This is a genomic window from Methylomarinum vadi, assembly GCF_000733935.1.
Lineage (GTDB): Bacteria > Pseudomonadota > Gammaproteobacteria > Methylococcales > Methylomonadaceae > Methylomarinum > Methylomarinum vadi.
Genome location: NZ_JPON01000001.1, coordinates 4,111,565 through 4,131,363 on the forward strand (window position 1 = coordinate 4,111,565; position 19,799 = coordinate 4,131,363).

At 55.8% G+C, this 19,799-nt stretch carries 14 protein-coding genes; 6 read left to right on the forward strand and 8 right to left on the reverse strand.

The annotated features are described in order from the left end of the window. The first annotated feature begins 34 nt into the window (after nucleotides 1-34). Complete coding sequence (locus EP25_RS0120425; RefSeq protein WP_084191178.1) at nucleotides 35-3,268, forward strand: FAD-dependent oxidoreductase; 3,234 nt, start codon at nucleotides 35-37, stop codon at nucleotides 3,266-3,268. A 59-nt stretch (nucleotides 3,269-3,327) separates the two neighbouring features. Here the strand turns inward: EP25_RS0120425 and EP25_RS0120430 are convergent, their stop codons facing one another. Beyond that, on the reverse strand, nucleotides 3,328-5,055 hold the full coding sequence (locus tag EP25_RS0120430) for a DEAD/DEAH box helicase (protein ID WP_031435568.1): 1,728 nt from the start codon (nucleotides 5,053-5,055) through the stop codon (nucleotides 3,328-3,330). A gap of 207 nt (nucleotides 5,056-5,262) precedes the next feature. On the opposite strand from EP25_RS0120430, the gene dapA reads away from it, so the two are divergent. The 4 genes from dapA to EP25_RS0120455 all read left to right on the forward strand — a co-directional run bounded on the left by dapA (nucleotide 5,263) and on the right by EP25_RS0120455 (nucleotide 11,269). Then, nucleotides 5,263-6,138, forward strand: coding sequence for a 4-hydroxy-tetrahydrodipicolinate synthase (gene dapA, locus EP25_RS0120440; protein WP_031435569.1), 876 nt, complete (start codon nucleotides 5,263-5,265; stop codon nucleotides 6,136-6,138). Between the two features lie 4 nt (nucleotides 6,139-6,142). Continuing rightward, nucleotides 6,143-6,805 (forward strand): outer membrane protein assembly factor BamC, encoded by a 663-nt coding sequence (bamC, locus tag EP25_RS0120445; RefSeq protein ID WP_031435570.1) that lies wholly within the window; start codon nucleotides 6,143-6,145, stop codon nucleotides 6,803-6,805. 42 nt (nucleotides 6,806-6,847) lie between these two features. Next, complete coding sequence (gene purL / locus EP25_RS0120450; RefSeq protein WP_031435571.1) at nucleotides 6,848-10,708, forward strand: phosphoribosylformylglycinamidine synthase; 3,861 nt, start codon at nucleotides 6,848-6,850, stop codon at nucleotides 10,706-10,708. 123 nt (nucleotides 10,709-10,831) lie between these two features. Next, the gene (locus EP25_RS0120455) at nucleotides 10,832-11,269 is read left to right on the forward strand and encodes an Hsp20/alpha crystallin family protein (RefSeq protein ID WP_031435572.1); all 438 of its coding nucleotides are present in this window, start codon (nucleotides 10,832-10,834) and stop codon (nucleotides 11,267-11,269) included. 113 nt (nucleotides 11,270-11,382) lie between these two features. Here EP25_RS0120455 and EP25_RS0120460 read toward each other — a convergent pair whose 3' ends face one another. Further along, a complete protein-coding gene (locus EP25_RS0120460) occupies nucleotides 11,383-11,595 on the reverse strand; it encodes a (2Fe-2S)-binding protein (protein WP_031435573.1) in 213 nt (70 codons plus the stop codon). 67 nt (nucleotides 11,596-11,662) lie between these two features. After that, nucleotides 11,663-12,127 (reverse strand): putative molybdenum carrier protein, encoded by a 465-nt coding sequence (locus EP25_RS0120465; RefSeq protein ID WP_031435574.1) that lies wholly within the window; start codon nucleotides 12,125-12,127, stop codon nucleotides 11,663-11,665. Nucleotides 12,128-12,299: 172 nt separating this feature from the next. On the opposite strand from EP25_RS0120465, the gene EP25_RS0120470 reads away from it, so the two are divergent. Next, nucleotides 12,300-12,734: a DUF2750 domain-containing protein gene (locus EP25_RS0120470; protein WP_235185966.1), complete on the forward strand. Its 435-nt coding sequence runs from the start codon at nucleotides 12,300-12,302 to the stop codon at nucleotides 12,732-12,734. 80 nt (nucleotides 12,735-12,814) lie between these two features. On the opposite strand, the gene EP25_RS0120475 is transcribed toward EP25_RS0120470, so the two are convergent. The 5 genes from EP25_RS0120475 to doeB2 all read right to left on the reverse strand — a co-directional run bounded on the left by EP25_RS0120475 (nucleotide 12,815) and on the right by doeB2 (nucleotide 19,792). Then, nucleotides 12,815-14,350 carry a hypothetical protein gene (locus EP25_RS0120475; protein ID WP_031435576.1) on the reverse strand — a complete coding sequence of 512 codons (1,536 nt, stop codon included), beginning with the start codon at nucleotides 14,348-14,350 and terminating at the stop codon, nucleotides 12,815-12,817. A 360-nt stretch (nucleotides 14,351-14,710) separates the two neighbouring features. After that, complete coding sequence (locus EP25_RS0120485; RefSeq protein ID WP_031435578.1) at nucleotides 14,711-16,072, reverse strand: NAD-dependent succinate-semialdehyde dehydrogenase; 1,362 nt, start codon at nucleotides 16,070-16,072, stop codon at nucleotides 14,711-14,713. Nucleotides 16,073-16,087: 15 nt separating this feature from the next. Then, nucleotides 16,088-17,344 carry an ectoine hydrolase gene (gene doeA, locus EP25_RS0120490; protein ID WP_031435579.1) on the reverse strand — a complete coding sequence of 419 codons (1,257 nt, stop codon included), beginning with the start codon at nucleotides 17,342-17,344 and terminating at the stop codon, nucleotides 16,088-16,090. Continuing rightward, nucleotides 17,341-18,612, reverse strand: a complete 1,272-nt coding sequence (locus EP25_RS0120495; protein ID WP_031435580.1) for an aspartate aminotransferase family protein — start codon at nucleotides 18,610-18,612, stop codon at nucleotides 17,341-17,343. The genes doeA and EP25_RS0120495 overlap by 4 nt, the downstream gene beginning before the upstream one ends. Further along, nucleotides 18,596-19,792 carry a N(2)-acetyl-L-2,4-diaminobutanoate deacetylase DoeB2 gene (doeB2, locus tag EP25_RS0120500; protein WP_036300827.1) on the reverse strand — a complete coding sequence of 399 codons (1,197 nt, stop codon included), beginning with the start codon at nucleotides 19,790-19,792 and terminating at the stop codon, nucleotides 18,596-18,598. The genes EP25_RS0120495 and doeB2 overlap by 17 nt, the downstream gene beginning before the upstream one ends. Nucleotides 19,793-19,799 lie beyond the last annotated feature (7 nt).

Below are 19,799 nucleotides of genomic sequence, written 5' to 3' on the forward strand. Positions count from 1 at the left end.
TAGTCGTCAACGCTTCGACCGGTTGATTGCCGCCATGATCAGTCCCGTTGCCTGGCAACATGACCCGGAAGCGTCGCTGGGCCAATTGGTGGCCGATTTGATGCAATTGCGCAAAGTTGAAGACATGACGGTTTTTAAACAACGCCTGCATTCCAGGGCCGAGACGGTTGCCGTGCTGGGCGATACGTTGCAAGCGGAAAGTCCGGTGGAATTTTCCGAAATATTGCTGGATATCATTCGTCGCTGGAGCTATGCCGCGTTGTTAGATCCCGTTGTAAAGGAATTTGTCAGTGACTGGGTCAGTTTCAAGACGCCGAAGAAAACCGATTTCAATAATCTGGTGGAACATGCCACCATTCCGCAGTCGGGTTACCGGGCTTGGACCGCTGCGCCTTATCACCACCGTCGCCGCGACGGTTTCGCCCTGACCGACAAGCGTTTCGATCAGCGTCGGGTTTTATACGAAGTCGATCATTGCATCTATTGTCATGGTCGCGCCACCGATTCCTACGCCAAAGGGATGAAAAACAAGAAAGACGGTAGTTTTAAGAGCAATCCCCTGGGCGTCACCATTACCGGCTGTCCACTGGAGGAAAAGATTTCCGAGATGCATCTTGTCAAGCGTCAGGGCGACAATATCGGCGCGCTGGCGTTGATCATAGTCGACAATCCCATGTGCCCCGGCACCGGTCATCGCATCTGTAACGACTGCATGAAGGGCTGCATCTACCAGAAAACCGAACCGGTCAACATCCCGCAAATCGAAACCAACGTGTTGACCGATGTATTGTTCATGCCCTGGGGATTCGAGATCTACAGTCTGTTGACGCGCTGGAATCCGCTGAATGTCAAACGCCCCTGCGCCTTGCCTTACAACGGCAAAAACGTGTTGGTGGCGGGCATGGGGCCGGCCGGTTATACGCTGGCGCATTATCTGTTGAACGAAGGTTTCGGCGTGGTCGGCATCGATGGGCTGAAGATCGAGCCGTTGCCGGAATATTTAGTCGGAGATGGCCAGAATCCGCCGCAACCGATTCATGATTTCAAAGACTTGTACGACGATTTGGATAAGCGGGTCATGCTCGGTTTCGGCGGGGTGGCCGAATACGGCATTACCGTGCGCTGGGACAAGAACTTTCTCAAGGTCATTTATCTGAACCTGTTACGCCGCTCCGCCTTCCGCTGCTACGGGGGCGTGCGTTTCGGCGGCACGATGACGGTCAACGAGGCCTGGGACATAGGTTTCGACCACATCGCCATCGCCAGCGGCGCCGGCAAGCCCACCATCATCGAGCTGAAAAACAACCTGATCCGCGGCATCCGCATGGCCTCCGACTTTTTGATGGCCTTGCAATTGAGCGGCGCGGCCAAGGAGGCTTCGTTGTCGAATTTGCAGGTACGCTTGCCGGCCGGCGTGATCGGCGGCGGCTTGACCGCGGTCGACACCGCCACCGAACTGCTGGCTTATTATCCGGTACAGGTAGCAAAAATCCTCCACCGCTACGAAAAGTTGGTGGCGGTCTATGGCGAGGATGCGGTCAGGGCCCGTTACGATGAAGAAGAGTGTTTGATTCTCGATGAATTCTTGGCGCACGGCCGCCTGATCCAATTGGAGCGCAACCGTGCCGAAGCGGCCGGCGAAATGCCCGATTTTTTGCCTTTATTGAAGAAATGGGGGGGTGTGACGCTGTTTTATCGCAAAGGCATCAAAGATTCCCCTGCCTACCGGCAAAATCACGAGGAAATATACGAAGCATTGGCGGAAGGTATCATGCTGGCCGAAGGGTTGAGTCCGCTTGAAGCAATCCCCGATGCCTACGGTCATTTACAAGCGGTGCGCTTCGAGAAGCTGGAGCAGCAAGAGGGGTGTTGGCGGGCAATCGATGAATTGCAGGTAACACTGCGAAGCCTGTTCATTGCCGCCGGCACCTCGCCCAATACCATTTACGAATCGGAGCATCCCGATACTTTCGAGATGGACGGCAAGTTCTATCGGCGCCATGAGCCGGAAGGAGAAAGCAGCCGGCCGGAGTTGCGGCCTATCGCCGACACGACACAGCCCAAGATCGGTAAACCGGCACCATTCACCTCCTATCATCGCCAAGGCAGATATATTTCCTTTTACGGCGACAATCATCCCGTCTATGCCGGCAACGTGGTCAAGGCGATGGCCGGCGCCAAGGACGGATATCCCTATATCGTCGAGCTGTTCGCCAGGGATATTGCCAAGCTCGATCCCTCGGGGCAAGATCAACGTGAACATCAATTGCAGCAATTCCAGGCGCGCTTGGATGATGCGTTGCGCGCCTATGTCGTTGCGGTTAACCGCTTGACGCCGACCATCATCGAAGTCATCGTCAGGGCGCCGTTGGCGGCGCGGAAGTTCGCGCCGGGCCAGTTTTACCGGGTGCAGAATTTCGAAACCTTGGCGCCGGTGGAGGAGGGCACGGTGCTGGCTTCGGAAGGGGTCGCGCTGACCGGTGCCTGGGTCGACAAGGACAACGGCCTGATTTCGTTGATCGCGTTGGAAATGGGCAGCTCGACGCGGTTGTGCGCGACCTGGAAAACGGGCGATCCGATCGTGGTCATGGGCGTTACCGGCACGCCGACCGATATTCCGTCCGGCAAAACCGTTTTGTTGATTGGCGGCGGCCTCGGTAATGCCGTGTTGTTTTCCATCGGTAAGGCGTTGCGCGCCGCCGGCAACCAGGTGATTTATTTCGCCGGTTACAAAAATCGCGAGGACGTGTTCAAGGTCGAGGAAATCGAAGCCGCGGCCGATTTGATCGTCTGGTCGGTCGACAAACTTCCCGGTAATACGCCGATCCCGGCGATCCGGCCGCAGGATAAAAGTTTCGTCGGCAATATCATCGAAGCCATGCAGGCCTATGCCGAAGGAAGGTTGGGGGCGACGCCGATTCATTTAGACGATGTCGATCACATGATCGTGATCGGTTCCGATAGGATGATGGCGGCCGTCAAGCAAGCCCGTTACGGTGCGCTAAAGCCATATTTCAAGAGACACCACGAGGCGATCGGTTCGATCAATTCGCCGATGCAGTGCATGATGAAGGGGGTCTGTGCCCAATGTCTGTGTAAGCATATCGACCCGGAAACCGGCGAACCCTATTTCGTTTATTCCTGCTACAACCAGGATCAGGAACTGGACCGGGTCGATTTCGACAATCTGCACGCCCGGCTACGGCAAAACTCGGTGCAGGAAAAACTGTCGTCCTTGTGGTTGGCCTATCTGCTGGGACGGATTTGAGTTCAAAGGGGGGGTGCAACCCCGTCATCTCGCGATGCCGCAACGAGTATTCCACGTGCCTACTTGCTTTTTCCGCGCTTCGATTTCGATCCCACGCGTTTTTTGCTTTTCGCCTTTTTCAGCAAGGAGGGGTCGGTTCTGGAAATATTGAGCGGCTGACCGGCGACGCGGACTCTTTTCAAAGCATTGAACAGTTCCTTCGGCATGCCGGCGGGCATTTCCACGGTGCTGTAGTTTTCCTCGATCTTCAAGTTGACGATGTGTTCGCCGTCGAGGCCGATTTCATTGGCGATCGCGCCGACGATGTTGCCCGGCTTGACGCCATGGCTTTTGCCAACTTCCAAGCGAAACTGCTCCATTGCAAGCGCGCCTTGTTGCCGCTCTTTTTTGGGTCGACTCAGCTTCGGTTGGTTTGCTTGTTTGGTTTGCGCCTCCTGCTTGCGGGCTTTTTTCGGCAATTCTTTCAGCAGCAACGGCGTATCGCCTTGCGTTAGCTTGGCCAAGGCGGCGGCGATCTCGACGGCGGGCACATCGTGTTCGACCTGGTATTGTTCGACCAATTGCACGAAAAAGCTCAATTCCTCGCTCGCCAGCGTATCGGTGATGCGCTGTTTAAATCGCTTAATGCGCGCATTATTGATGAATTCGGTGGAAGGAAGCTGCATCTCCTCGACTTTTTGCCGAGTGGCCCGTTCGATATTGCCCAGCAGGCGTTTTTCCCGGGGCGAGACGAACAAAATCGCATCGCCGCTGCGGCCGGCGCGTCCGGTCCGGCCGATGCGGTGGATATAGGATTCGGTATCGTAGGGGATATCGTAGTTGACGACATGGGTGATGCGGTCGACATCCAATCCGCGGGCGGCGACGTCGGTGGCGATCAGGATGTCCAGTTTGCCGTTTTTCAGGCTTTCGATGGCGCGTTCGCGCAAGGCCTGGGACATGTCGCCATTGATGGCGGCGGCCGAATAACCGCGTGCCTCCAGCTTTTCGGCCAGCTCGACGGTGGCGGTCTTGGTTCGGACGAAAATGATCATGCCATCGAAACTTTCCGCTTCCAGGATGCGGGTCAGGGCATCGAGTTTATGCGTGCCGCTGACGAACCAGTAACGCTGGCGAATGTTTTCCGCCGTCGTGGTCTTGACCTTGATGGTGATTTGCTCGGGATTGTCCAAATACTGCTGCGCGATTTTGCGGATTTCCGCCGGCATCGTCGCCGAAAACAGCGCCGTTTGCCGGCTGGCCGGCGTCTGTTCCAGTATCCATTCGACATCGTCGATAAAGCCCATGCGCAGCATTTCATCGGCTTCGTCCAAAACCAGACAGCTCAGGTTATCCAGTTTCAGCGTGCCTTTGCGCATGTGGTCCATGACCCGGCCAGGCGTGCCGACGATGACATGGGCGCCGCGCCGCAATTGTCGCAGTTGTGTGCTGTATTCCTGCCCGCCGTAGATGGGCAGGACATGAAACCCCTTTAACTGAGAGGCATAGCGTTGAAAGGCTTCGGCGACCTGTATGGCCAGTTCCCGGGTTGGCGCCAAGACTAAGACTTGCGGATCTTTTTGCGACAGGTCGAGGCGCGACAGAACCGGCAGGGCGAAAGCCGCCGTTTTGCCGGTGCCGGTTTGCGCCTGACCGAGGACGTCCCGGCCGGCCAGTATGAAGGGGATGATTTGCGCTTGTATGGGCGAAGGTGTTTCGTAACCGACGCTTTCCAGTGCCTTTAGTACGGGAGTCGATAAGCCAAGATCCTGAAAAGAAGAAGTGGCGGGGGAATGAGAGTCGGACATGAAAAAACCTGCAAAATAAAGAAGTGACTTCGCCTGATACGAAGATAACCGCTCATTATATGATAATTATGTAGTTTTCAATAGAATTATTATTCGAATGGAGAGAGGGGCATGCCGTGGCCGACAATTCAACGAAGCGACTGGGTTTTTATGGTTTGCTTGGTATAATGGCAAGATTTTAATGTTAATTGTGGATGAGAGATTTGCATGATTCAAGGTAGCATCGTTGCTTTAGTAACACCGATGAAAGAAGATGGGGCCGTGGACAAGGATAGCTTAAAAAAGTTGGTTGAGTTCCATATAGAGCAAGGCACTGATTCACTGGTCGCAGTGGGCACTACAGGGGAGTCTGCAACTCTGGACGAAGAAGAGCACTGCGATGTCATCAAAGCGGTGGTGGATTTCGTCGCCGGTAGAATTCCGGTGATCGCCGGGACCGGCGCCAATTCCACGACGGAAGCGATCGAATTGACGGCAAGAGCGAAGGAAGTGGGCGCCGACGCCTGTCTGCTGGTGACGCCTTATTACAATAAGCCGACCCAGGAAGGTTTGTATCTGCATTTTAAGGCGGTCGCCGAAGCGGTCGACATTCCTCAGATTCTCTACAACGTGCCGGGCCGCACCGCTTGTGACATGCTACCGGAAACGATCGGCCGATTGGCCCGTATCGGCAACATCGTCGGCGTCAAGGAAGCCACTGGTGATTTGCAGCGGGTCAAGCAAATTCGCGAATTGACCGGCGATGACTTTGCCCTGTACACCGGCGATGACGCCACCAGCCGCGAATTCTGCCTGCTCGGCGGTAACGGCAGTATCACGGTGACCGGCAATGTCGCTCCCAAATTGGTGCATGAAATGATTAGTGCGGCCATCAATGGCGACCGCGAGATCGCCGAGGCCATCGACAAAAAATTGGCCGCGCTGCATAAGACGCTTTTCATCCAATCCAACCCGATTCCGGTTAAGTGGGCCGTCGCCGAAATGGGGCTGATGGCCAAAGGCATCCGCTTGCCGTTGACCTGGCTGACGGAAGACTGTTACGACGCGGTGCGCGATGCGATGCGCCAGGCTGGGGCCATTTAAGTTAATGATGGGTAGAATTGGGATTCTGGCGGTCGCGGTTGGGTCGGTGCTCGGCGGCTGTTCGGCGATTAAGAGTTATTTTCCCGATAAGGAAAAGGACTATCAGTATTCCACCGAGATTGCGCCGCTGCAGATACCCCCTGATCTAAAGGATAATGCCGTTAGCGATAAGGCTTTGCTGGCCGAACCCATTGATCGGCAGCCGACCGGCATACCCAATGCCGCCATCCCTTCCACCCCTGCCGCCGCCCCAACATTCATTCCGGTCGAACTGGTCGATTACGACGGTGGCGCGACCCGTTTACGTATCGAGCAGCCTATCGCGATCGCCTGGCGTTATGTCGGCAAGGCGCTCAGTCATCATTCGATAGAAATCCTCAGCCGTAATGAAGATCAGTATAGTTACGACGTCCAGTACGATCCGAAAGCCCGTAAGGTTGAAGACGGGGCCCTTTGGGATGAGTTGGTGTTTTTTTTCGGGGACGATCCTACTCAGGAAAAGGAATTTCATATCCGAATGGCAAAAAAAAATGCACTCATGACCGAGGTGATTGTACTGGATAAAAATGATCAGCCCCGCTCGCAGGGGGCGGCCATGAAACTGCTGACCCTGTTGCGCGATACGATCAACGAAGATCTTGCCGAAGACGCAAAGAAAAAAAAATAGTCTTCGGACTTTTCAGAATTTCCTTTCATTCATACCAGACTCATGATCACATTTCCCGGAACTTTCGCTCTTTCACATTTCCGCCTCAACAAATTGTTGGTCGATTTGCAGGCCATCGATCGAAGCATCGAAACCGTCTCGGCCCGTTATGTGCATTTTATCGATGCCGCAACCGAATTAACGGTGCAAGAGCGGCATATTCTGCAACGCTTGTTGGATTACGGTTACGCAGCCCCAACGAAGGAGGTGCAGGGTGAGACTTTCCTGGTAATACCGCGACCGGGCACCATTTCGCCTTGGTCGAGCAAGGCCAGCGAGATCGCCGAACGTTGCGGCTTGGACAAGGTTAGGCGCATCGAACGCGGCATCGAATACCGTGTCGCCGCTAAAAATCCATTAGCGGGCGAAAGCAAAGCGCACCTACACGATTTGATTCACGACCGCATGATTCAAACGGTGGTCGAGGATGCGTCGGGACTGGATTTGTTCGAGGAACACGAACCCAAACCTTTGCAAACCGTTGCGATCATCGAGCAGGGCAAGGAGGCCCTGGTCGCTGCGAACGGCGAGTTGGGCCTGGCCTTGTCCGACGACGAAATCGATTATCTGACCGACAGCTTCACCGAACTAGGCCGGAACCCGACCGACGTCGAGCTGATGATGTTCGCCCAGGCCAACTCAGAACATTGCCGCCACAAGATTTTCAACGCCGACTGGACCATCGACGGCGTCGAGCAGGCGCAGTCGTTATTCAAGATGATCCGCAATACCGCCGAAAAAAGTCCGATAGGCATCCTGTCCGCCTACAGCGATAACGCCTCGGTGGTCGAAGGCGCGAAAACCAAGGTTTTAATCCGCGACGCCAACACCCACGAATACGGTTATGTCGTGGAAGATGCGCATATCTTGATGAAGGTCGAAACCCACAACCATCCGACCGCGATTTCCCCGCATCCGGGCGCGGCGACCGGTTCCGGCGGCGAGATCCGCGACGAGGGCGCGACCGGACGGGGTTCTGCGACCAAGGCCGGTTTGACCGGTTTCAGCGTGTCGCATCTCAAAGTTCCCGGTTACCAACAACCCTGGGAAGAAGATTTCGGCAAGCCGGGTCGCATCGCTTCCGCCTTGGACATCATGCTCGAAGGCCCGATCGGCGGCGCCGCGTTCAACAACGAATTCGGCCGTCCGAATATCGCCGGTTATTTCCGTACTTTCGAACAACCCTCGGAAACCGGCGAGGCCAATGTCTATCGCGGCTATCACAAGCCGATCATGATTGCCGGCGGCATGGGCAATATCCGGCCGATGCTGGTCGATAAACAACCGATACCGGCCGGGGCGCTGATCATCATCCTCGGTGGGCCGGCCATGCTGATAGGCCTCGGTGGCGGTGCGGCCTCGTCGCAAACTTCCGGCGAAAGCGCTGAGGAACTGGATTTCGCCTCGGTGCAGCGGGAAAATCCCGAAATGGAGCGGCGTTGCCAGGAAGTGATCAATCATTGCAATTCCCTGGGCGATCAGACGCCGATCATCTCGATCCACGATATCGGTGCCGGCGGTTTGTCCAATGCGGTGCCGGAAATCATCCACGACTGCGACCGAGGCGGGCGCTTCGAGCTGCGCGACGTGCAAAACGCCGACAAAGGCATGTCGCCGATGCAGATCTGGTGTAACGAAGCGCAGGAGCGCTATGTCGTCGCGATCAAGCCCGAATCGCTGGACCAATTCAAGGTCTTCTGCGAGCGCGAACACTGTCTGTATGCGGTGATCGGCGAAGCCATCGACGAAGAGCATCTGACCCTGAGCGACAAGTGGCTGGGCGGAAAGCCGGTCGACCTGCCGATGTCGGTGTTGTTCGGCAAGCCGCCGAAAATGCACCGGGACGTGACTCACGAAGACAAGGTCTTGTCGGCGTTGGATCTGACGGATGTGACGCTGGACGAGGCGGTCAAACGGGTCTTGGCGTTTCCGGCCGTGGCCGACAAGAGTTTTTTGATCCATATCGGCGACCGATCCGTGACCGGTCTGGTGGTGCGCGACCAAATGGTCGGTCCGTGGCAGGTGCCGGTGGCCGATGTCGCAGTGACCGCCTCCGGTTTCCATGCCGTGACCGGCGAGGCGATGGCGATGGGCGAGCGCACGCCGCTGGCCTTGATCGATGCGCCGGCCTCGGGCCGCATGGCGATCGCCGAGGCCTTGACCAACCTGGCCGCGACCCGCATCGACGGACTGGGCCAGGTCAAGCTTTCGGCCAACTGGATGGCGGCAGCCGGCAGCAAAGGCGAGGATGCGGCCCTGTTCGACACCGTCAAGACAGTCGGCCTGGAACTGTGCCCGGAATTGGGTATCTCGATTCCGGTCGGCAAGGACTCACTGTCGATGAAGACGGTCTGGCAAGACGAGGACGGCGAGAAGACGATGACGTCACCGTTGTCGTTGATTATCACGGCCTTCGCGCCGGTGGCCGATGTCAGCCGCACGTTGACGCCGCAACTGCAAGACCGGGACAGCGTATTGCTGTTGATCGACCTTGGCGAGAAAAAGAACCGTCTGGGCGGTTCGGTCTTGGCCCAAGTCTACAAGCAATTGGGCAACGAAGCGCCGGACGTCAACCCGGCCCTGTTGAAAGCCTTTTTCACCGCGATTCAAACCCTGAACGTGCAGGACAAACTGTTGGCCTACCATGACCGTTCCGACGGCGGCTTGCTTGCCACCGTCACGGAAATGCTGTTCGCCGGCCGCAAGGGCGTCGATCTCGATCTGAATTTGCTGGGCGACGACGCGCTGGCGGCCTTGTTCAACGAGGAACTTGGCGCGGTGATTCAGGTCGCCAAGGAAGACCGCGAACAGGTTCTGAATGCGCTGTTGTTGTCCGGACTGGGCCATTGCACGTTCGAGATCGGCCGGGTGACCGATAATCAGACGCTGAAGATCAGCCATAACGGCCAGCTGCTTTACAGCAACAATCGCGCCGAACTGCAGCAATGCTGGTCGGAACTGAGCTACCGGATGCAGGCCTTGCGCGACAATCCGGACTGCGCCAGACAACAGTTCGAGCGTATCGCCGACGACAACGACCCGGGCCTGTCGGCACAATTGAGCTTCGACGTCAATGACGATGTCGCGGCCGCATTCAGCAACGCCGAACGGCCCAAAGTCGCGATCCTGCGCGAGCAGGGCGTCAACGGCCATGTCGAAATGGCGGCGGCCTTCGACCGCGCCGGTTTCAAGGCCATCGACGTGCACATGAGCGACATCATCCATGGTCGCGTGAACTTGCAGTATTTCAAAGGCTTAGTGGCCTGCGGCGGCTTTTCCTACGGCGACGTGTTGGGCGCGGGCGGCGGTTGGGCCAAGTCGATTCTGTTCAACGATAGGGCGCGCGAGCAGTTCGCGGCCTTCTTCAAGCGTCCCGATACCTTCGGCCTGGGCGTTTGCAACGGTTGCCAGATGATGTCCGGCATTAAGGAAATCATCCCCGGCGCCGAGCACTGGCCGGCCTTCAAGCGCAACGATTCCGAGCAGTTCGAGGCGCGCGTCGCGATGGTCAAGGTGCAGGAATCGCCGTCGATCTTCTTCGCCGGTATGACAGGATCGATGCTGCCGGTCGTGGTTGCGCACGGAGAAGGGCGCGCCGAATTTTCCGGCAGTCCGGAAGAGGCGCAGGTGGCGCTCAGTTATGTCGATAACTACGGCAACGTGGCAACCGATTTTCCGGCCAATCCGAACGGTTCGCCGCTTGGTATCACCGGCCTGACGACGACCGACGGTCGTTTTACGATCATGATGCCGCATCCGGAGCGCTGTTTCAGGGCGCTGCAGAATTCCTGGCATCCGAACGACTGGCGCGAGGACGGCGCCTGGATGCGCATGTTCAGAAACGCGCGCGTTTGGGTGGGTTGAAATTTAAAAAAACGCTACCATATATACGGGTAAAGAAAGCTTTCCTTTGGTTACAGGGGTGCGGCTATGTGCCGTGCCCTTATTTAATAACACTCAATGTCCTATTAAGGATGGGAGGAAACTATGGCTTTAGTCCGTTATGAACCCTGGAACCTGTTGAATCAACTACAACGCGAGCTGGAGCGCATGCATGAAGGCGATGCCGAAGGCGGCTCTATCGCCACTGCGCAATGGGCGCCGGCCGTCGATATCAAGGAAGAATCCGATCGTTTCGTGCTGCATGCCGATATTCCTGGCGTCAAGCCGGAAGAAATCGATGTCAGCATGGAAGATGGCGTGTTGACGATCAAAGGCGAGAAGGAAAGCGAGTCCAAGACCGAGGAGAAAGGCTATAAACGCATCGAGCGTTCCTACGGTTCCTTCTACCGCCGTTTCAGCCTGCCGGATACCGCTGACCCAGAAGGCATCAGCGCCAAGTCCAAAAACGGCGTGCTGGAAATTGTCATCCCCAAACGGGAAGCGGTCAAGCCGAAGAAAATCAGTGTTGCTTCGGAAGAATAAAAAGGAAACGGAGCCTTCGGGCTCCGTTTTTTTACACGCAAGCGGGTTACGCTGAGGAATAATTGCCGGCAATCTGTAAGTTCTGCGGCGGATCTTGAATTGTAGCGGATTTTTTAATGAGTGCCGCAATCTGATTTGGCGTGTTCTTCCAATAATTCCATCACCGTGCTGTCGCACGATCCGCAGCCGGAGCAGGCGCCGGTGATTCTCGAAATCCGCTCCAAATTGTCGACGCCCTGGTCAATCAATTGCTTGATTTTCGCTGCGGTCGTGCCGCTGCAATCGCAAATCACTTCTTGCTCTTCTTCCCGGTTGGATGGATTCATTATCAGCGTTTGGTAAAACTCGTAAAAAAAAATAAAACCATGATACCGAACAAAGGGATAACTGCAACTATCGGGTTGCTAAAAATTTTTTTACCGCTTGCAGCGTGAATTCATAGGCATTTTCTGCATCGTTAGCTCTGGGGCCCGCCACATTCAAGCAGGCAACCGAGTGGCGCTGGACAAAATCCGTTATGCGTTGCGCGGCCTGTGAACTGTTGACCGAATCGCCGTCGAGCAACAAATAAGGCTTGCGGTGTTGTTGGCAATACTCGAGCGTTTTGAGCGTTCCGCCGAATAGATGCGAAAAATAAATGATCAGGCTCGCATGGCTGTCGATGACGTTTTGTTCGGTTCTTCGGTCATAGTCGGCGCCGGCCAGTTCGACTACAGGATAATGGTATGGGATATTGCCATCCTCGGCCATCCTGCCGGCCGGACAGCTACCGCCGCAGGGAACATTGGCGGACAAGGCTGCGTCCAACGCAGCCCGGTCGACGCCGGTTTGTCCACCGGAAATGATTTTTATCGCCATGATTTTAGACGGCAGGGCAACGCATGTTAGATTTTGTCAGGTATCACACAACCGTACATTATTGTACTATGCCGCGTTCGGGTTAAGCCGATAAATTTTTGCAAAAGTCGGTTATCTCATTGATTAAAAAGGCGGCGGTTTGTTGGTTCAGATATTGCTGTTAGGATATATCTTGTTAAAGGTAAATGGTTTTACGATGCGTTACGAACCTTACGAAGACGAATATGCTGCAATTCCGGCTATGACGGATGCACAATTACTGGAATATTTCATTTCCCGGGTTTATGAGACCGAAGAAGTGTGGGGGCTCAAGGAAGGAGGCGCCTATTGGATGACCTACGGGCGGGACGGCCGGGAAATCCAGCCGCTTTTCGCCTATAAACGTTATGCCGAGGAAGCGGCCGTAGGCGACTGGGAAGTCATGATTCCCGTGGCCGAATCGTTGGAGTTCTTCATGGAAAGGACATTGACGCGGTTGGAACAGAATGACGTGGTATTGGAAGTGATGCCGCGCGAAACAGGCCGAGGGAGTTTGGTGACGCCTCGGCAATTGTTCGGTATTCTCGAAGGAATAATAGATGCGGGTGAATATACGATGGAGGGTTAAGACGATAACGCGTATTCTTGTATCGAAAAGCAAGCGCCGTCGAAATATTCAGGTAGGCCCCCTAAACTCTCCCCAATTCGTTAATCCTCCGGCCTGGCTGTTTTGAAGCGAGCGGAAGCGCCTATCAGGCCGATGACGAAAAAGGCCGTGCCCACCAGGGTAAAGCGCAGATTCGGTTCATCCAGGGTCAAATCGTCGGTCGTATAAAGCATGATGACAACAGCGACGAAACCCCAGCCGATAAAACGCAACACGGCACCCAGTATAATTTCGGGTAGAGTTTCCGACTCACTGGCGGGCGTATCCATTCGATAGGCCACGAAACCACACACTAAAGCGGGTAGAATGCCCCAGCGCATATGTTGAATGAAGCTTTCCAGAAAATTGAAATCTTCACGATGGTACAAGGTTAACTCAAGAACCAGGACCGATGCCGTCGTACTGACGATGAACCCTAGAATCATCATAGTCATGTAAAAACCGTAATAGCGGTCGGACTGTTCTTTTTGCCGCCGGAAGGTCAGGGTTCGCGAGATAAAAACCAGTGTGATCGGTAGGACATACATCGGAATGACATAGGCGATCCAGCGTAGCGTGGTGTCATCGAAATGTTCTAACGGTTGGTTGGGATAAAGAAACGTATTGTGTAGAAAAACCGAAATTTCCCGACCCAGCATGACGCCGATGGTGGCCGCGGCCGTGAACAGCATGACGTATTTATAGGTGTGTTTCAGGCGGGCTTCGTGAACATTGCCGCCAAGTTGTTTCACCGTCCGCCAGATGTCGTCTTCGCTGGCGCTGCCGAATACCACTAGGCAGGCGAGCAGCCGGCAGAGCAGGCCGGTGAGCTGATCGAGTTCCTTAATCAATTTTACCGTCTTGGTGTAATGAGGCTCCGCTTCCTTCCAGACCGCGATTTTCTCGGACATTTCATTGTAAGAGATACAGATCGTTCCCCATTTCAGAGACGGCTCATTAAACAAACGACGAAACGAGTTTTGGTTGGCGTAATTTTGGATTTGGTCGAAAAGAAGACAGTTATGCGCCCATTTATATTCGACGGTATTACTGGATTTATCGAAATCGCCGGGGTCGATACTCGCCACGAGGAGGCGGTCGGCAATGCGTTTTTTCAAATCGTCGTCGACCGCTGAGAGTCTCGATGCTATCAAAGCATTGTAAACCTCGACCGCTTTGGTCGGTATGGCAAACGCATCATGAATGCTGTCCCGCAGGATAAGGATGGGATTGAGTTTGATTTCCCACGAGATAAGAAAAAGAAACAGGCCGGCGGCAATCAACGGGATAATCGTGCTGCCGTCCAAACCGTTCAGCAGGTTTACCAATTCTTGCGAACGCAGGTTTTTCACGATCAGCGTGACCAACGGTTCCAGTGGGAGCCACTGCCAGGTCAGTAATAAATACAGGATCGCCATTGATGTGCAGTACGATGCGATGCCTATCCAGTAGGTGCTTCTGCGAATGAAGTATTGAGGCAGGGTCGGTTCGGCGCCTAACTGAATGCGGCGTTTTTGGAAGGATCGATAGGCGAGATAGAATGCGGCTCCGGTTCCGACAATCTGCACTACAAGGTAAATCAAGAATTCGGCGGTCATGTTGCAGTCGCTCCTACATACTGTTTTTAACGTTTCGAGGTTAGGGAAGACGTCGATTCCGGTTTGATACTCAACATGCTTGTCATGAAACGATGGCCTTTTGGGCTGGACGCAGTCAGCCTTGAAGGCAGTCGCGTGTCACGGATTCGATAATGCGTATTATAACCGGACATAAGCGGGTAGGGGCGACCGAAGTTATCTTGACGATGGTGAATGAGCATTTTGAAATACGGACTCTGTCAACATGCAAAAGGATAATTGAAGTCGAATTTTCAATGTTGGCTCAAGGTCGAATCATATCATTAACATTTATCCCATTTTTACAGATATTGGGTTTCGTCGTCGCTTTGCGGAAGGATTTTATTTGATCCAAACTTGCTTGGCATTGACAAACTCTTTGATGCCATGAGGCCCCAGCTCACGGCCATAGCCGGAACGTTTGATGCCGCCGCTGGGCAGGCGCGGGTCGGTTTTGACGATACCGTTGACGGCGACTTGCCCGGCATTCAGCAGTTTAGCCGCGCGTTGCGCCAATTCGTCGTTCTCCGTCCATATGCTGGCGCCGAGGCCGTAATCGGTGTCATTGGCCAGGCCTATTGCCGCCCCGAAATCGTCGGCGGCTATGACGGTCATGACCGGGCCGAAGGTTTCCTCGCGGAATGCGGCCATTTCTGGCGTTACGCCAGTCAACAGCGTCGCCGGGTAAAAAAAACCGGGAGTCGCCGGGATTTCGCCGCCAAGCAGGCATTGGGCCCCGACCGCGATCGTTTCGCTGACTTGACGGTGTAAATTCCGTCTAAGATCGTCGCGGGCCAGCGGGCCGATGTCGCTATCGAATGAACGCGGGTCGCCTAACTTCAGTTTTTCCAGGCGAGTTTTCAGGAGCTGGACGAAGTCATCGTGGATGCTTTGTTCGACGATGACTCGTTTGGCCGCGATACAGGACTGGCCCGCGTTGATGATGCGCGACAATGTCACAACATCGGCGGCGCGTTCCAGGTCCGCGTCTGCCAGTACGATACAGGGGTCGGACCCGCCCAGTTCCAAAACCGAGGGTTTCAGTTCCGCGGCGGCTAGCGCGGCGACTTTACTGCCACCGGCACTGGAACCGGTGAAAGAGACGGCGGCGATGTGGGGGTCTCGTATCGCCGCTGCAACCGATGGCGTGGTCACCGGCAGATTGACCGCGATATTGTGCGGTGCGCCGGCCATGGCAAAGGCTTCGACGATCGCGGCGGCGCATCCGGGGACATGGGGGTCGTGTTTCAAGACACAGGTATTGCCTGCCATCAACGCCGGGGCTAGGAAACGGAACGCCAGCCACAGCGGTGCGTTCCAGGGCAGTATGCCGAGGATGGTGCCGAGCGGTTGATAACATACATAACTGAGCGAGGCGTCGGAAGCCAATACCTCGTTGGCCAGGTAGTCTGCCGCGTGTTCGGCGTAGTGGTCGGCGCACAAGGCCGCTTTTTCCACCTCGGGGCCGCCTTCCTTGACCGGTTTGCCCATTTCATCGGCCATCAGGTCGGCCAATCGGCTTTTATGTTCTCGAAGTACGGTGGCCACGGCGCGTAACACCTCGGCTCTTTCCGAGTAAGTTGTCGCGCGCCAAGCGGGAAAGGCCTGGTAAGCCAAAGCGATGCGTTCATGCAATTGGGTTTCGTTCAGGCTGGGGTATTCGGCTATTTTTTCACCGGTGTAGGGATTGGTTGCGATCAGCATGGTAACCTCCTTTTGTTATGTACTAGTGACGGCCTCTTCGACGACTTTCTTGTTAGAAGTTTGCTGAGGCGGGGTCTTTTCTACGCTAAGTGACTTTTTATTGGCCTTGGCCGGCTTCACGACAAAATCTCGCTCCAGCGTGAAGAATGATTCACAACCGTCTTCGGTGATATGAATGGTATCCGAGATCCCGCAAGTTTTGTCGCCGTCCACGCCCCACATCCAAGGGATGATATGGAAGGTCATGCCGGGTTCCAACACGGTCGAGTCACCTTGTTTCAGACTCACGATATAGCCTTCGTCCCAACTCGGCGGGAAAGCGATGCCGATCGAATAACCGGAGCGAGTAATCAGCTGTGCGCCGACATCGTTATGGGAAATGATGTTGCGAACCAGGTTGTCCACGTCAGAGACGGTCATGCCCGGCTGAACAAATTCATGAACCGCATCCAGCGCCTGCTTCATCCGCTCCTGGGCTTTGTACATCGAGTCGGATAATTTACCTAAAACCACGGTACGCATCATTGCGGTATGGTAGCGGCGATAACAACCGCCGACTTCCAGGAATACATGTTCGCCGGCCTGAATGCAGCGGCCTTCCCAGGTGGCGTGGCCGATCATCGTTCGCGGGCCGGAGGTGACGTAGGGCATGACCGAAGGCGGTTCTCCGCCGGCTCGGAACATGCCGGCGCTGATCGCGGCGCCGATGTCGTTTTCGCTGGCGCCGACCTCGCAGGCGTCGATGCCGGCCCGCATGCCGGCCTCGGTCGCCGCAGCGGCCCTGCGCATCAGTTCGATTTCGACCGCGGACTTGCGGATACGGCCTTGTTCGACGATGCCGAAACAATCCAGCAGTTTGCCTTCGGTCAGCGTCGTATGCACACGGTCCTGTTGATAGGCGGGGAAGAAGTAACTGTTGCGTTCATAGCCGATGCGTTTGTCGGCCAGACCGAATTCCTTCAAGGCATCGACCAGCATTTGTATCGCGTCGCCGGTATCGGGATAGGGGCGGGTGCGTTCGACCCAGGTGCGGGCGATGATATTGGATTCCTCCATCGCCCGCGTAATCATGAAGGGTTCGTCGTCCAACGGGATGACCAGCGCCTGGAAAAAGGAATAGCCGGTGGTTTGGTAATCGGTCAAATACATGATGTTTTCCGGATCGCTGATGACCACCGCATCCAGATGCCGTTGTTCTATGCGCTGGCGCAGTTCGGTCAAACGGCGCTGATATTCCTCGAAAGGAAAGGTCATGTCGTCACGTTGTTTCATGCGGCCTCCATTACTTTATCGGTTGCGCTTAGCAAAATGTCCAAGCCGTCTTTCAGGTCGTCTTCGGGAATCGTCAACGGAGGAATCAATTTGACGACTCGTCCGCCGGTGCCGCAGCTGGCGATCAGCAGCCCGGACCGGAAGCATTCTTCGACGATGGCCTTGGCCCGGTTGCCGTCGCCGACATCGAGCCCGATGATCATTCCCTTGCCGCTGATCTCGACTGCTGTATGGCGTTTTTCCAGGGCGGTCATGGCTTCGTTCATGATTCGGCTTTTGCTGCGGACTTCCTGCATTAGACTGTCGTCCTCGAAATAAGCCAATGCCTCGGCGCCGGCGACGAAGGACAAATCCTGGCCGCGGAAAGTCCCGGTGTGTTCGCCCGGCGACCAGTGTTGGTCGATTTCCGGTTTGACCAGGTTCATCGCCATTGGCGTGCCCATGCCGCCGATTCCCTTGGCTAGGCAGATGATGTCCGGGTCGATACCGAGATCGTCGAAACTGAAAAACGACCCGGTGCGGCCGCAGCCGACTTGGATTTCGTCGACGATCACCAATGAATCGAGCTCCCGCGCCAGTTTTTCCAGAGCTTGCAGCCAGGTTTTACTGGCGACCTTGACCCCGCCTTCGGCTTGTATCGTTTCCACCAGGAATGCCGCCGGTGGCGTGATACCGCTGGAACTGTCGAGATAATAGGCGCGCAACTGCTCGATACTGGCCATGCCGCAGCCTAATTGGCAACCCGGGCACATTTTCTCGCAGCCGAACGGAAAATGGCGCACATGCTCCAACGGCACGCCGGCCGCGGCGCGAAAATGCTGATTGGCGGTGCAACTGAGCGCGCCGAGCGTCATGCCGTGAAAACCGTGGCTGAAGGCGACGATCTCGCGCCGGCCGGTGGCGCGGCGGGCAAGTTTTAGCGCGGCCTCGACCGCGTTGGTGCCGGTGGGCCCCATGAATTGCAGTTTGTGAGGCATGCCGCGCGGTTCCAGTATGACTTGAACGAATCGTTCCATGAAACGGCGCTTGGCGGTGGTGTGCAGGTCGAGGCTATGGGTGACGCCGTTGTTTTGGATATAATCGATGACCGCTAGCTTCATGCGCTCGTTGTTATGGCCGAAATTGAGCACGCCGGCGCCGGCGAAGAAATCGATGTATTCGTTGCCGTCCTCGTCGGTTTGCCGGGCATTGCTGGCTTTGTCGAATACCACCGGATAGAGCCGGCAATAGGCTCGGATCTCGGATTCTCGCTCATCGAATATGCTCATATTGATCTCCTTTGGTTGAAGGGGGCACGGGTGCGCCCACCAGGCGCGCGAACAGGCGCGTGACGTAGGGTATTAAACGATCGTTGAAATCGTAGTGGGGGCTGTGGCAGGGGTAGGCGTGATCCTGGCCGTCGTCGGAGCCGATTAAGGCAAAGGCTCCGGGAATTTCCTGCAAGTAATAATGAAAGTCCTCCGAGGCCATGATGGGAAGAGGGATTTGCCGGTCCAAACCATCGGTGCCGAATTCCTCTTGCCAAAGATTGCGAACGCGGGCGGCCTGTGTCGGATGATTGATGGTGGCGTCATAGCGCGGCAGAATTTCTACCTCGCAGTCGACGCCGTAGCTTTGCGCGGTTTGCCGGCTGATTTCGCGAATCAGTTGGTTGGCCCGGTCGCGGCTGGTACGGTTGGGCACGCGTATGCTACCAAGCAACACGGCCCGTTGCGGAATGACGGTAGGTTGACTGGGCGCTTCTATCGATGTGACGCTGACCACGACGGCTTGTTGCGGCGCAAGACGGCGGGCGACGATCTGTTGCAGAGCCATGACGACTGCGGCGGCCGCCAGCACCGGATCACGGCACAGTTCCGGCTGACTGGCATGACCGCCTACGCCTGTCAATGTAATGACGAAGGTGCCGTTTCCGCACATGACCAGCTCATCGGGGCAGACCAGTTTGCCGAACGGCAGCGCCGGCCAATTGTGCCAACCATAGATTTCGTCGACGCCTTCCAAGGCGCTTTCCTCTATCATGCGCTTGGCGCCGTGACCGCCTTCCTCGGCCGGTTGAAACAGCAAGGTGACGGGACCGGGCAGTCGTTGTTCATGATGTTTGAGCCAGCGCGCGGTAGCGAGGAGTGTGGCGGTATGACCATCGTGGCCGCAGGCATGCATGTATCCCGTCTGGCGCGAGCACCAATCCTTGCCGGACTGCTCGTGGATGGAAAGCGCGTCGATGTCGCCGCGCAGCGCGATATGCGGCGCTTTGGTTCCGGATCGGTTCAACCAGGCCACGGTGCCGGTATCGGCACAGGGACGCCAAGCGATGTCCATTGCCGTCAATATCTGGCGTATCTTTTCGGCGGTTCGCGTTTCCTCCCAGCTAGGTTCGGGATCGGCATGTAACTGGCGACGTACAGTGACTGCCTGTTCCATGGTTTCCTGCCAATAGCTTGTCATAGAGCTG

What these genes read in the sequence shown, in the direction of transcription:
- dapA (WP_031435569.1), top strand. Translation starts at nt 5,263, where the DNA reads ATGATTCAAGGTAGCATCGTTGCTTTAGTAACACCGATGAAAGAAGAT.
- EP25_RS0120495 (WP_031435580.1), bottom strand. Translation starts at nt 18,612, where the DNA reads ATGAGCATATTCGATGAGCGAGAATCCGAGATCCGAGCCTATTGCCGG.
- EP25_RS0120475 (WP_031435576.1), bottom strand. Translation starts at nt 14,350, where the DNA reads ATGACCGCCGAATTCTTGATTTACCTTGTAGTGCAGATTGTCGGAACC.
- purL (WP_031435571.1), top strand. Translation starts at nt 6,848, where the DNA reads ATGATCACATTTCCCGGAACTTTCGCTCTTTCACATTTCCGCCTCAAC.
- EP25_RS0120485 (WP_031435578.1), bottom strand. Translation starts at nt 16,072, where the DNA reads ATGCTGATCGCAACCAATCCCTACACCGGTGAAAAAATAGCCGAATAC.
- EP25_RS0120425 (WP_084191178.1), top strand. Translation starts at nt 35, where the DNA reads ATGATCAGTCCCGTTGCCTGGCAACATGACCCGGAAGCGTCGCTGGGC.
- EP25_RS0120455 (WP_031435572.1), top strand. Translation starts at nt 10,832, where the DNA reads ATGGCTTTAGTCCGTTATGAACCCTGGAACCTGTTGAATCAACTACAA.
- doeB2 (WP_036300827.1), bottom strand. Translation starts at nt 19,792, where the DNA reads ATGACAAGCTATTGGCAGGAAACCATGGAACAGGCAGTCACTGTACGT.
- EP25_RS0120430 (WP_031435568.1), bottom strand. Translation starts at nt 5,055, where the DNA reads ATGTCCGACTCTCATTCCCCCGCCACTTCTTCTTTTCAGGATCTTGGC.
- EP25_RS0120465 (WP_031435574.1), bottom strand. Translation starts at nt 12,127, where the DNA reads ATGGCGATAAAAATCATTTCCGGTGGACAAACCGGCGTCGACCGGGCT.
- doeA (WP_031435579.1), bottom strand. Translation starts at nt 17,344, where the DNA reads ATGAAACAACGTGACGACATGACCTTTCCTTTCGAGGAATATCAGCGC.
- EP25_RS0120460 (WP_031435573.1), bottom strand. Translation starts at nt 11,595, where the DNA reads ATGAATCCATCCAACCGGGAAGAAGAGCAAGAAGTGATTTGCGATTGC.
- bamC (WP_031435570.1), top strand. Translation starts at nt 6,143, where the DNA reads ATGATGGGTAGAATTGGGATTCTGGCGGTCGCGGTTGGGTCGGTGCTC.